Raw genomic sequence first — 12604 nt, 5'->3', positions numbered from 1 at the left:
AATGAGCCGGTGACCACGTTCTACGAGGAGATCGGCGGGTTCGAGACGTTCCGGCGGATCGTCCACCGCTTCTACGAGGGCGTGGCCACCGACGAGGTGCTGCGCCCGCTCTACCCCGAGGAGGACCTCGGTCCGGCCGAGGAGCGCTTCCTGCTCTTCCTCGTCCAGTACTGGGGCGGGCCCACGACCTACTCGGACACCCGTGGGCACCCGCGCCTCCGGATGCGCCACGCGCCCTTCGCGGTGACCCCCGAGGCGGCGCAGCGCTGGCTGGTCCACTTCCGCGAGGGGCTCGACGCGGTCGACCTCACCCCGGAGCAGGACGCGCGGTTCTGGGACTACGTCACCCACGCAGCGCAGTTCATGGTCAACACGTTCGAGCAGCCGACACCGCCGCAGTGAGCCGCTCCCGGTAGCCCTCCGCCGGGGCGGACGGACGGCCGGTGGCGGGATCCACGAACACGACGACGACCCGCGCCCGGGACAGCACGTCGTCCCCGTCGCAGATCTCGGCCTCCAGCGTCATGGACGTCGACCCGAGGTGGGCGACGCGGGTCCAGGCGTCGTACGGCTCGGGACGGAGCAGGATCGGCACGGCGTAGTCGACGTCGATCTGGGCCACCACGACCGGCGGCGGCCCACCGTCCTGGCCCAGCCCCTCCCACAGCCGGCCGAACAACCGGATCCGCGACTCCTGGAAGTACTCGAAGTACTTCACGTTGTTGGTGTGACCGTAGACGTCGACGTCGGAGAAGCGGACGTGGACGGGGTAGTGACCGAGCTCGTCGCGCACCGGCTCGTGGCGCCGCGTCCGAACCGGCTCGCCGGGCTCGAGGTACGGCTCCAGGGCCTCCCGCTCCGCGGTCGAGAGCCGACGGGGCCGCTCGGTCGCGAACACGTACGGGGTCAGCAGGGTGCTGGCTCGGGCGTAGACCTGTCGCGCGCCGTCGTGCTCGTGGAAGATCTCGTAGGCCAGCGTGAACGACGCTGCCCTGACCTCGGTCACCCAGACCTCGATGGAGACCGTCTCCCGGCCGAACAGCAGCGGAGCCAGGTACGACACCTCGTGCCGGACGACCACCACCCCCTCCACCAGACCCTCCCCCGACTGGACCGCCGGCCCGTGGTGGCGCAGCAGGTCGACCCGCGCCTCCTGGAGGTAGTCGACGTACACCACGTTGTTGACGTGGCCGAGCAGGTCGAGGTCGGCCCAGCGCATCGGGCACTCGTAGCGGTGGCGCACCCCTCGACTCTGCCAGAGTCCGCGCGTCGGGACGCCCACCGTCCGCACTCAGGCGTCGAGCGAGGAGGTCAGCAGTCGAAGACCGACCAGCAGAGGTCGTTGCGCAACCGCTGGTCGTCGAGGACGAGCTCACGGATCTCCTCGGGGAGCTGGTCCCGCTGCCACCGGCACTCGTCCCGACCGGCCGCCTCGGACTCCCCCTCCGCCGCCCGCGCGGCCTTGATCGCGTACGCAGCCGCCCCGAGCTCGTGCGCCGCGACGTGCGCGACGGCGCCGGCCTGACCCGCGGCGTACGCAGCGTGCCGGGCCGCACCGCGCAGCTCCCTGGCCGCACCCATGGCGTGCCCGCCTGCGGCGCGGGCCTGCATCATCGGGACCTCACCACGGACCCACGCGCGGGCGTGCTCGATCGCCTCGCGCGGTCGCGGGTCGTCGGGCCGCGCCGACTCGAACAACGGCAGGACGTGCTCCGCGCACGCGGCAGCCCACAGCGTGAGGAGATGGTGGTCGGCGTCGGTGAGGGTGCCTCCGCGCCGGATCGTGACGAACCGGGGGTCGCGGACCTTCGGCAGGATCATGGACGGCGCTCCTTCCCGAGCAGCGCCTTCGCGCCCGGGCGGCTCTAACGGGTCAGGATGACGAGCTGACGGTAGCCGCGGTAGCGCTGCTCCTCGGGGCTGGGGATAGACCTTCCGTTGCTGATCGTCCACGCCGCCCGGTTGCCGCGATAGCCCGGGATGGCGCTGCAGGTGTCACCGTTGCCGTTGCGCCCCCTCCGCATCGCCGGCTGAGGCACGGGCAGCGCCCGGAAGCGCTGGCCCCTGCCCGCGTTGACGAGCATCCAGTCCCGCTGCTGGGTCCTGTCGTCAGGCGACACCAGCTTCTGGACGACAAGCAGGTCCGTTGCGGTGTCGCCGTTGGCGCGACCGCTGCAGAAGCTGAAGCCCGCGCTCAGAGGGAAGCTGAAGTCCACCTGCGGGAAGTGCGGTGACTGCCGACGATTGAGGCGTACCTCCAGAGCGAGGTTGGAGACGGTCACGAGGTCCGGCCATCGGTCACGGTTCAGGTGGACGAGCCCGGCGTCCTGCCACCGCCGTGCAGGAATGACCTCGTCCCGGGCCACCTCTCGATAGGACACCCGTCCGGCCCGGGTCGTGCGGTTCTCGTACAGGCGCAGCGAGTAGGAGCAGGACAGGAAGTCCTGGCGACCGTCGCGATCGAAGTCCCCGGTCGACGAGCAGCGTGTGTTCTGCACCGACGGCAGCCCACCGGTGCGCCTCTCCACGAACCGCTTGCCCCTGTTGACGAAGATGTGGTCCCTGCTCGGATGGGAAGCGGGCGCCAGGTTGCCCACGAACAGGCTGGGTCGTCCATTGCCGCGGATGTCGAGGATCGAGACTGCTCGTCCCCGTCCTGAAGGATCTCGGGCCCCCCACGAGGACACGACGTTCTCGAAGCCACCGCGAGGCTGCTGGATCAGCAGCTCGTTCCTCTTGTCCGAGACCGTGCCGTTGTTGGCGCCGCGGACGCAATAGAGGTCGGGCCGCCCGTCCGGGCGTGCGTCGTCCGGCCCGGCGAAGTCGGCCGTCGCGCACTGATGACGGTCGGTCCGCGACAGGTACCGGTCGAACGTGAACCCCCCGCGGCTGTTCCCCAGCCAGATCTCCCACGGCCGGGTGTGGAACGAGAGGAGGACGTCCGGGTTCCCGTCGCGGTTCTTGTCGAAGACGAGACTGTCACCCCACGTCTGGGAGTACGCCCCCAACCCCTCTCGTCGGGGGTCCACCTGGAGGGTGATGCCACGCACCCGCGGCCGGGCGCGCAACCGGGAGGATCTCAGCTCGGCCTCGCGCGCCGTCGCGGAACCCATGGGCCCGGCGGCGAAGTCCTGGATGGGCCTGCCCGCAGGCAGCACCCGGCTTCCGCCCGTCGAGGCACCCCGCGCCGGGAGTCCGTGGCTGAGCCCGACGAGCACGGAGAGGGCAAGGCTGGGTACGAGCACGGTGCGCATCATGATCCCCCGATCGCGTCCGACACGATCCACACCCGAGACGCGGGCCCGATGCCCTGCTGATGGTGTTCGGAGACCGTCGAGCGTAATCGTCAGGCTCCCGGTCCGGCAACGGCTCGACGACACGGCGTCGTGCGCCCCGTCACTCGATCGCGGGCTGCGAACCGAAGCGGCGCACCTCGTGCGGCCAGCCACATGCCTCGGCGATCCTGGCGGCCCACGTCAACGCTGCCGCCTCGTCGGGCACGTCCACGACGGCGAACCCGCCCAGCCACTCCTTGGTCTCGGCGTACGGTCCGTCGGTGATCACCACCTCGCCACCGGTGGGGTCGACGCCATGGACCGGGCCGCCCTCCTCCAGCCCGCCGGCGAAGACGTACACGCCGGCCGCCTTCATCTCGTCCACGACCCCGAGTGCGAGCGGCGCGCGCCCGCGGAACCACTCCTCGGTGTGGTCGCCCACCCACTGCTGGTTGAAGTACAGGAGGTACTCGGCCATGACTGCTCCTTCTGTGGTGCGGCCCCGACGGACCGCGTTCACCAGGTCCACGAACGGCGACGGGCGAATTCGACACTGTTGTACCGGACGGTTCCTGCGACGTGTCGCGGACTAGGGTGACGGAGTTGTTCATCCCCGAGATCGGAGTCGCCATGCCCGAAGCCGTCATCGTGTCCGCTGCCCGCACCCCCATCGGCCGGGCCAACAAGGGTTCCCTCACGGACCTGCGGCCCGACGACCTGGCGGCAGGCATCGTCCGTACGGCGCTCGACAAGGTGCCGGCGCTCGACCCGGCGGACGTCGACGACCTCTACCTCGGGTGCGGCCTGCCCGGCGGTGAGTCCGGCTTCAACATGGGCCGCGTGGTCAACGTCATCAACGGCATGGACCAGGTGCCGGGCGCCACCGTCACGCGCTACTGCGCCTCGTCGGTGCAGACCACCCGGATGGCCTTCCACGCGATCAAGGCCGGGGAGGGCGACGTCTTCGTGTCCGCCGGGGTCGAGACCGTGTCGCGCTTCCGCAAGGGCACCTCCGACCACTGGCCCGACACCCAGAACCCCCGCTTCGCCGACGCCCTGGCGCGGACGGAGAAGGCGGCCCAGGGTGGTGGCGACCCCTGGCACGACCCGCGTGAGGACGAGCAGCTCCCCGACATCTACGTCGCGATGGGCCAGACGGCCGAGAACGTCGCCTCGCTTCGCGGGCTGAGCCGGCAAGAGCTCGACGAGTTCGGCGTACGTTCCCAGAACCTCGCCGAGAAGGCGCTCGCAGACGGCTTCTGGCAGCGCGAGATCACCCCCGTCACCACTCCCGACGGCACGGTCGTCAGCGCCGACGACGGGCCGCGGGCTGGTGTCACGCTCGACGCGGTCAGCGGGCTGAAGCCGGTCTTCCGGCCCGACGGCGTCGTCACCGCCGGCAACTGCTGCGCCCTCAACGACGGCGCCGCGGCCGTCGTCATCATGTCCGACACGAAGGCGGCCGAGCTCGGCCTCACCCCCCTGGCCCGCATCGTCTCCACCGGAGTGAGCGGGCTGTCTCCGGAGATCATGGGACTCGGCCCGGTCGAGGCGACCAGGCGGGCGCTCGCCCACGCCGGCATGAGCATCGGCGACATCGACCTGGTCGAGATCAACGAGGCCTTCGCGGCCCAGGTCGTGCCGTCCTACCAGGACCTCGGAATCGACCTGGACCGCCTCAACGTCAACGGCGGTGCCATCGCGGTCGGCCACCCCTTCGGCATGACCGGCGCCCGGCTCCAGAACACGATGCTCAACAGCCTGGACTGGCACGACAAGTCCACCGGGCTGATCACGATGTGTGTCGGCGGCGGGCAGGGCATGGCCCTGATCCTCGAGCGCGTGTGACGTGTCGCCGGACCCGCCGCAGGGGCGGGTCCGGCGCTAGGGTCACGCCATGGACGATTCGGGGGTTCAGTGGCTCGACGTCGACCAGCAGCGTGACTGGCGAGCCCTGGTGCTGGGGACGACGCTGCTCTTCGACCGGCTCGACAGCGACCTGGCACGACGCCACGGCATCTCGCTGGCGGAGTACGAGATCCTGGTCCGGCTGTCGGAGCGCGAGGGACGGTGCATGCGGATGGCGCAGCTCGCCGACTCCGTCGCCCACAGCCGCAGCCGGGTCACCCACACCGTCAAGCGGCTGGAGAAGGCCGGCCTCGTCGAGCGGGGGAAGTCGCCGGAGGACGGACGCGGCATCGTCTGCGCCATGACCGACGAGGGCATGGACCTGCTGCGGGCCATGGCGCCGACCCACGTGAACGGGGTGCGTGCCCACCTGGTCGACCTGGCCAGCGAGGAGGACTTCCGGGCGGTCGGGCGCGTCATGAACGCGGTCGCCGACCACCTCATCGCGGCCCACCCGGAGATGGAGATCCGCGACGGGTCGGAGGCCTGAGCCGCCGACCCCGTCGCGGCGCGGTCAGTCGCGCGTGAGCCGGCGGTGGGTGACGCGGTGCGGACGCGCCGCCTCGACCCCGAGCCGCTCGACCTTGTTCTCCTCGTAGGCCGCGAAGTTGCCCTCGAACCAGAACCACTTGGCGTCGTCCTCGTCGTCGCCCTCCCACGCGAGGATGTGGGTCGCGACACGGTCGAGGAACCACCGGTCGTGGGAGGTGACCACGGCGCAGCCGGGGAAGTCGAGGATCGCGTCCTCGAGGCTCGAGAGGGTCTCGACGTCCAGGTCGTTGGTCGGCTCGTCGAGCAGCAGCATGTTGCCGCCCATCTTGAGCGTCAGCGCGAGGTTGAGGCGGTTGCGCTCACCACCGGACAACACCCCCGCCTTCTTCTGCTGGTCGGGACCCTTGAAGCCGAACGACGCGACGTAGGCGCGCGAGTTCATCTCGAAGTTGGCGACCTTGATGAAGTCGAGACCGTCGGACACGACCTCCCAGACGTTCTTGTTCGGGTCGATGCCGCCACGGCTCTGGTCGACGTAGGAGATCTTGACGGTCTTGCCGACGGTGAGCTCGCCGCCGTCAGGCTGCTCCTGGTCGGTGATCATCCGGAACAGCGTCGTCTTGCCGACGCCGTTGGGGCCGATCACGCCGACGATGCCGGCACGCGGCAGCGAGAACGACAGGTCGTGCATGAGCGTCCGGCCCTCGAAGCCCTTGGTCAGCCCCTTGGCCTCGAGCACGACGTCACCGAGCCGCGGGCCCGCCGGGATGTTGATCTCGGAGGTGTCGATCTTGCGCATCCGGTCGGCCTCGGCCGCCATCTCCTCGTAGCGCGCGAGACGCGAGCGGCTCTTGGTCTGCCGGGCCTTGGCGTTGGAGCGGACCCACTCCAGCTCCTTCTCGAGCATCTTCGCGCGCTTGGCGTCCTTCTGGCCCTCGATCTTGAGCCGGTCCTTCTTGGTCTCGAGGTAAGTGGAGTAGTTGCCCTCGTAGGGGTGGGTCTTGCCCCGGTCGAGCTCGAGGATCCACTGCGCGACGTTGTCGAGGAAGTACCGGTCGTGGGTGACGGCCAGGACCGCACCGGGGTACGACGCCAGGTGTCCCTCCAGCCACTGGACCGACTCGGCATCGAGGTGATTGGTGGGCTCGTCGAGGAGCAGCAGGTCGGGCTGCTGCAGCAGCAGCTTGCACAGCGCCACCCGGCGCCGCTCGCCACCGGAGAGGTTGTCGACGAGCACCTCGGGCGGGGGGCAGCGCAGCGCGTCCATCGCCTGCTCGAGGCGGCTGTCGAGGTCCCACACGTTGGCGGCGTCGAGCTCGCTCTGCAGGTCACCGGCCTCGGTCGCGACCTTGTCCTGGTCGGCGTCGGGGTCCCCCATCATCATGTAGAGCTCGTCGAGCCGGGCCATCTTGGCCTTGGTCTCGGCCACGGCCTCCTCGACGTTCTCCTGGACGGTCCTGCCCTCGGACAGCGGCGGCTCCTGCTGGAGCATGCCGACGGTCGCGTCGGGGTCGAGGATCGCGTCGCCGTTGTTGGCGTGGTCGAGGCCCGCCATGATCTTCAGCAGGGTGGACTTGCCGGTGCCGTTGGGGCCGACGACGCCGATCTTCGCGCCGTGGAGGAACGACAGGGTGACGTTGTCGAGGACCACCTTGTCGCCGTGGGCCTTCCGCACGTTGCGCAGGGTGAACACATACTCAGCCATGTCTCGGGAGCCTACGGGGCGCGGGCGCACCCCTCCCAATCCGCTGCCGGCCGCACCTCAGGCCACCTGGTCCTGCGGCTCCGGGGCCTGCTCGTCCAGCTCCGCCGACGACCCCGCGGACGGCTCCGCCGGCACCTCCGCGGCCGCCCGGCCACCGGCCCGGCTGAACTCGCTGGTCCCCCGGTTGAGGTCGTGGCCCACGAACGAGGCGTCGACCTCGAGGGAGGTCATCTCGACGCCGTCGGTGCTGACCCACGTCGACTGCGTCAGCCGGCCGTGCACCACGACCGGGTCGCCCCGCCGCAGCGAGGCCGCGCAGTGCTCGCCGAGCGCGCGCCAGGCGTTCACCGTGTACCACTGCGTCGGACCGTCACGCCACTCACCGCTCGCGCGGTTGAGCCGGCGCGGGGTGCTCGCCACCCGGAAGGACGTCACCGTCGCTCCCCCGGCCTGGCGGCTGCGGACGTCGGCCCCGAGCCAGCCCTGGAAGGTCACCATCGATTCGTTCATCGCTGTCTCCTCGTGTCGCGCGAGGTCCGGTCGACCCCGCACGCACCAGCCTGCGAAGGCGCGCCGACAGCGCGGTCGCCCTCGCCCCGCGCTTGTGGAGAAGTACGTCGGCCGCGCGGACTGTGGACGGCTCGTGGCCGGTCAGCGCAGCGCGCGGTCCAGTCCGCTGCGGACCGCGCCGTACGCGGCGAGCTCGTCCTGCACCGGCACCACCACCAGCTCCTCGGACACCGTGGCGATGGCAGCCCGGAGCCGCCGGTCGGCACTGCGGGCGCGCCGCCGCGCGGTGAGCCCGACCAGCAGCCGGCAGACCAGGGCCAGCAGGACACCCACGGCCACGCCCCCGAGCAGGAGCAGGGTCGGCAGCGGGATCCCCCGCCAGTCCGGCGTGGCCGGAGCCGGGAGCTGGAGGTAGCCCATCACCGCGAGCACGCCCAGCCACACCCCACCGGCCAGCGCCGACAGGATGAGCAGCCACTGGAGCACGCGGACCCCGCCCGCCCAGACCGGGATCCGGGCCACGCGGAGGTCGGTCGCCCCGAGGGCCGCGTCGAGCCGGTCGCCGAGCTCCTCCAGCCGGGAGGTCGAGGCGGACCGGACCGCGTTCGCCCACGGGCGCGCCATCCCCTCGGAGGCGTCGTCGGCGAGCGCCCGCACCTCGGTGTCGACGCGGGCGCGCTGCACCTGGGTGGCCTCGGGGACCGAGGTCCGGGCCTGACCGGTGAGCTGCCTGCCGTCCTTGCCGAGGTCGAGGTGGAGCCGCTTGAGGGGGTCGGGCTTGAGCCGGGAGAGCCAGGCCGTGACGGGCCAGCCGGTGGCGCGGTTGGCGCGCAGCCGGGTCGACTGCTCCACCGCCGCCACCACGGTCGGCACTCCGGCCGCCTCGGCGAAGGCGTCCTCGAGGGCCCGCACCCGCTCCGCGGCGAGGTTGTCGACCTTCGTGCGGCCGGTCGCCTCGTCGAGCCGCTCCGCGGCCGCCCGGACGTCGGCGGCGATCCGCGTGCGCGTGGACTTCTTGGCCTGCACCCGCGAGACGATCTCGGCGCGGAGCTGCTCCATCCCGGTGCCGTGGCGGGCGCTCACGCCGAGCACCGGCACCCCGGCCAGGCCGTCGGCCTCGAGCAGCCGGCGTACGTCGGACAGCATCCCCTCGCGCTGCGCCTCGGGCACCGTGTCGAGGTGGTTGAGCACGACCAGCATCACCTCGCGATGGCCGGCGAGCGGCTTGAGGTAGCGGTCGTGGAGGGCCGCGTCGGCGTACTTCTGGGGGTCGAGGACCCAGACCAGCAGGTCGGCGAGGTCGACGAGCCGGTCGACCTCGAGGTGGTGGGACACCTCGGTGGAGTCGTGGTCGGGCAGGTCGAGAAGCACGACACCCTCGAGGTCGCGGTCCTGGCGACCGACGTCGAGCATCGAGTCACGCACCACCCGGTGGCGCTCGGGGATCCCGAGCCAGTCGAGGAGCTCGTCGGCACCCTCGGTCCCCCACACGCAGGCGGTGGCCCACGACGTGGTCGGGCGCCTGACGCCGACCGCCGCGAGGTCGAGCCCGTTGAGCGCGTTGAAGGTGGAGGACTTGCCGGAGCCGGTGGCCCCGGCGAGGGCGACCACGGTGTGGTCCGCGGAGAGCTTCAGCCGGCCGGAGGCGCGCTCGACGACGGCGACGGCCTCGTCGACCACGGTGTCGTCCACCCGGCCCCGCGCAGCCGCGGCCGCGGCGTCGAGGCCCTCGAGACGGGAGCCGACGTCGGTCCCACGGGTGACCAGCTTCCTGGCCCCCTCCAGCAAGGACGTCATGGTCTCCCTCGGATGCTGCCGGCCGGTGCGGGGACCAGCCTATTGCCCCGGGTGGAGCCCACCGTGACCAGCCGTCGCGAAGCGCAGGTCGTCCACCCGGCGGGCGCTGGCGCGCAACCGGTCGGGGGCATCGGAGTCGATCGCCAGGGAGTCGAGGAGGTCGGTGTAGCGGCGGCGCTCGGCGTCGAGCAGCTCCTGGGTGCGCTGCTCGAGGTCGAGCCGGGCACGCTCGGCGAGCGTGCGGACAGCCTGGTCGCCGAAGACCGCCTCGAGCAGCTTCTGGCCGAGCACGGCGGCGCCGCCGGCGACCCCCGCCTCGGCGCCGACCAGGGCGCCCCCGGTGTGGGCGAAGACCACGACCATCAGCGCGACGCCGAGCCCGTTGACGCCGTAGGCGAGGAAGCGGGCGGTGCCGCGCTTGTCCGCGCCCTCGGTGCGCACCATCTCGAGCACGCCCTGCTGCCAGTCGCGCACCGCGCGCTCGGCCCGGCGGCGGAAGTCGCGCGAGGCACGACCGAGGTCCTCGCCGGCATCGGCGAGCAGCGCCTGGCCCGGGGCGAGGCTCTGCCAGGACGCCTCGGCCCGCTCGGCGGCGGCCTCGGCGTGCTCGAGCAGCAGTGTCTCGAGGCCGGACTCGACGGCCACCGTGACCCGCTCGGCCTGCTGCGGCTTCCCCTTGATGGCGTTGACCAGCCGGTCGCGGAGCCAGCCGACGCGGGTCTCGAGCGACTTGAGGAGCTCACCCGTGCCGACGAACTCCTGCCAGCGCGCCAGCACCTCGCCGCGCAGCAGCGACCCGTCTGCGCTGGCCTCGCCGACCCGGGCGATGGCGTCGTCGTACGCCGTGTCGGCGTCCTCGCGCAGCCGCTGCTCGGCAGCCACCTGCTCGGCGGCCGCGTCCGCCACCCCGTGCGTACGCCGGGCGAGGGTCCGGACCGCCCCCTCGAGGGTCTGCCGCACGACCATGCTCCGGGCGTCGGCGTCCGCGGCCAGGGAGTCGAGCCACCCCTTGATCTCGGCGACCGACTCGGCCGGTAGCAGGCCGTCGTCGCTGACGACCTCCTCGGTGACCGTGAACAACGGCGAGTCCTTGAGCCCGCGGCTCGCGAGCATGCGGGCGAGGTGGGTGGAGACGGTGTCGATCGCCTCGGTGGGTGTCCGGTCGAGCACGACCGCCACCGCGGCGGAGCGCTCGGCGGCCCGGCGCAGGAAGTCCCACGGCACCTGGTCGGCGTAGCGGGCGGCCGAGGTCACGAAGAGCCAGAGGTCGGCGGCGGCGAGGAGCTGTGCGGCGAGCGCGCGATTCTGCTCCTCGACCGAGTCGATGTCGGGGGCGTCGAGGACGGCCAGGCCGACCGGGATCGAGTCGGCCGCGACCAGCTGCAGCGCCCCGGGGTCGGTCGTGGGCCGCTCGACCCGCTCGAGGTCGTGGAGCAGCCGGTCGGCGCCGAACCACTCGGCGTCCTCGGGGTTGTGCACGAGCACCGGCGACCGGGTGGTCGGGCGGAGCACGCCGGGCTCGGTGACGCGGCGCCCGGCCAGGGAGTTGACGAGCGTGGACTTGCCCGCGCCCGTCGATCCGCCGACGACCGCCAGCAGCGGCGCGTCCAGGGTCATCAGCCGCGGGATGACGTAGTCCTCGAGCTGGTCGACCATCTCGGCACGACCGGCCCGCTCGCCGGCTGCGCTGGGCAGCTCCAGCGGCAGCCTCGCGTCCTGCAGGGCACCGCGCAGCTGCACGAGCGCGGTCACCATCTGCGTGTTGTCCGTCTGGGGCTGGCTCATCGGGCGGGGACCACCTGTCCGGGGAAGGAGACGAAGGGGCGAGCGGCGGCGATCCGCTCGACGTAGGCCTGGCCGCGGGCGGCGAAGTCGGGGGGCGGGGTGCCACGCAGGTAGCGGTGGTGCAGGAAGCCGAGCTCGACGGCGGCCTGCTGGTAGTCGAGCATCGCACGGTGGGCGTCGGGACCGCCCTGCCTGCGGGCGTACGCGCGGCTGTGGCGTCGCGCCTGCAGGCTCACCAGCCAGCCGATGTCGGTGGCGGGGATCAGGCCGCGGCCGGCGGCGTCGGCGAGCGAGGCGTGCAGCATCCGCTGCTCGGAGCGGCGGGCCCAGACGGCGAAGCCGATCAGGCCGAGGAAGGCGGGTGCCATGAGGACGAGGTAGGCGCTGAGGAAGCCGGTGAAGCCGAACAGCGTCGACGCGTTCCAGATGCCGTGGGTGACCACGGCCAGGACGTAGCCGACCAGCGGTGCGACGACCCGCACGGTGCCGTTGCGGCTGCCGACGGCGATGCCCACGCCGATCCCGACGAAGGTCGTGAAGAGGGGGTGCGCGAAGGGGCTGACGAGGCAGCGCATCACGAAGGTCGCGGTCAGCGCGGAGGTGCCACCCGGGCCGAGCCCGTCGGCGCCGTCGTAGGCCGCCGCGAGGTAGAGGATGTTCTCGACGAAGGCGAAGCCGATGCCGACCATCCCGGCGTAGACGATGCCGTCGAGGATGCCGTCGAGCTCGTTGCGCCGCCACCACAGCAGCAGCACGAGGAACAACCCCTTGAAGAGCTCCTCGGTCACCGGCGCCACGATGGCGAGCGACTGCTGCTCGGTGAAGCCGACGACGAAGCCGCCGAGGCCCTGGACGAGCAGGGCCGCGGCCGTGGCGACGAACCCGCCCCACAGCAGGGCGGCAGCCAGCAGCCGGCGCGGCTCGGGCTCGTAGCGGTCCAGCCAGAGGTAGCACGCCACCAGCGGACCCACCGGGAGGGCGGCCAGGACGGTCGCCAGGAGCAGTGACGACGGGGCGCCGGAGAGGCCCAGGACGAGCAGCACTGGGAGCGCGCCGAGGCACACCAGCACGGTCACGACGACCGTGAACAGGGTGTTGCTGCGGCGGCTGCTCGGCATGCCGGGAAGCCTAC

General features: G+C 72.0%; 12 protein-coding genes. 3 read left to right on the top strand and 9 right to left on the bottom strand.

Going from position 1 to position 12604, the window contains the following annotated elements; genetic code table 11:
* Positions 1 to 9: 9 nt before the first annotated feature.
* A complete protein-coding gene (locus EXE57_RS17685) occupies positions 10 to 402 on the top strand; it encodes a globin (protein ID WP_135079798.1) in 393 nt (130 codons plus the stop codon).
* Here EXE57_RS17685 and EXE57_RS17680 read toward each other — a convergent pair.
* The 4 genes from EXE57_RS17680 to EXE57_RS17665 all read right to left on the bottom strand — a co-directional run bounded on the left by EXE57_RS17680 (position 368) and on the right by EXE57_RS17665 (position 3753).
* A complete protein-coding gene (locus tag EXE57_RS17680; RefSeq protein WP_135079796.1) occupies positions 368 to 1243 on the bottom strand; it encodes an acyl-CoA thioesterase in 876 nt (291 codons plus the stop codon). The genes EXE57_RS17685 and EXE57_RS17680 overlap by 35 nt on opposite strands.
* A 68-nt stretch (positions 1244 to 1311) precedes the next feature.
* Positions 1312 to 1821, bottom strand: coding sequence for a putative immunity protein (locus tag EXE57_RS17675; RefSeq protein WP_135079794.1), 510 nt, complete (start codon positions 1819 to 1821; stop codon positions 1312 to 1314).
* A gap of 44 nt (positions 1822 to 1865) precedes the next feature.
* Positions 1866 to 3245, bottom strand: coding sequence for an FG-GAP repeat domain-containing protein (locus tag EXE57_RS17670; protein ID WP_167305966.1), 1380 nt, complete (start codon positions 3243 to 3245; stop codon positions 1866 to 1868).
* A gap of 151 nt (positions 3246 to 3396) precedes the next feature.
* Positions 3397 to 3753, bottom strand: a complete 357-nt coding sequence (locus tag EXE57_RS17665; protein ID WP_135079790.1) for a YciI family protein — start codon at positions 3751 to 3753, stop codon at positions 3397 to 3399.
* Positions 3754 to 3905: 152 nt separating this feature from the next.
* Between EXE57_RS17665 and EXE57_RS17660 the strand changes: the two genes are divergently transcribed.
* Together EXE57_RS17660 and EXE57_RS17655 are read left to right on the top strand one after the other, a co-directional pair.
* The gene (locus EXE57_RS17660) at positions 3906 to 5123 is read left to right on the top strand and encodes an acetyl-CoA C-acetyltransferase (RefSeq protein WP_135079788.1); all 1218 of its coding nucleotides are present in this window, start codon (positions 3906 to 3908) and stop codon (positions 5121 to 5123) included.
* A gap of 49 nt (positions 5124 to 5172) precedes the next feature.
* A complete protein-coding gene (locus EXE57_RS17655; RefSeq protein WP_135079786.1) occupies positions 5173 to 5673 on the top strand; it encodes a MarR family winged helix-turn-helix transcriptional regulator in 501 nt (166 codons plus the stop codon).
* A gap of 24 nt (positions 5674 to 5697) precedes the next feature.
* On the opposite strand, the gene ettA is transcribed toward EXE57_RS17655, so the two are convergent.
* The 5 genes from ettA to EXE57_RS17630 form a co-directional block, all read right to left on the bottom strand.
* Positions 5698 to 7380, bottom strand: a complete 1683-nt coding sequence (gene ettA / locus EXE57_RS17650; protein ID WP_135079784.1) for an energy-dependent translational throttle protein EttA — start codon at positions 7378 to 7380, stop codon at positions 5698 to 5700.
* 57 nt (positions 7381 to 7437) lie between these two features.
* Entirely contained in the window at positions 7438 to 7890 is a 453-nt protein-coding gene (locus EXE57_RS17645) for a single-stranded DNA-binding protein (RefSeq protein WP_135079782.1), read from the bottom strand.
* Between the two features lie 141 nt (positions 7891 to 8031).
* Entirely contained in the window at positions 8032 to 9687 is a 1656-nt protein-coding gene (locus EXE57_RS17640; protein ID WP_135079780.1) for a GTPase, read from the bottom strand.
* Positions 9688 to 9726: 39 nt separating this feature from the next.
* Positions 9727 to 11472, bottom strand: coding sequence for a dynamin family protein (locus tag EXE57_RS17635; protein ID WP_244246889.1), 1746 nt, complete (start codon positions 11470 to 11472; stop codon positions 9727 to 9729).
* A complete protein-coding gene (locus EXE57_RS17630; RefSeq protein WP_135079778.1) occupies positions 11469 to 12590 on the bottom strand; it encodes a PrsW family intramembrane metalloprotease in 1122 nt (373 codons plus the stop codon). Before EXE57_RS17630 ends, EXE57_RS17635 begins: the two co-directional genes overlap by 4 nt.
* Positions 12591 to 12604: the final 14 nt, after the last annotated feature.

The sequence above is a fragment of the Nocardioides euryhalodurans genome, assembly GCF_004564375.1.
GTDB lineage: Bacteria > Actinomycetota > Actinomycetes > Propionibacteriales > Nocardioidaceae > Nocardioides > Nocardioides euryhalodurans.
The sequence above is the reverse complement of the archived record's forward strand: the minus strand, read 5'-3'. Positions and strand labels throughout refer to the sequence as shown.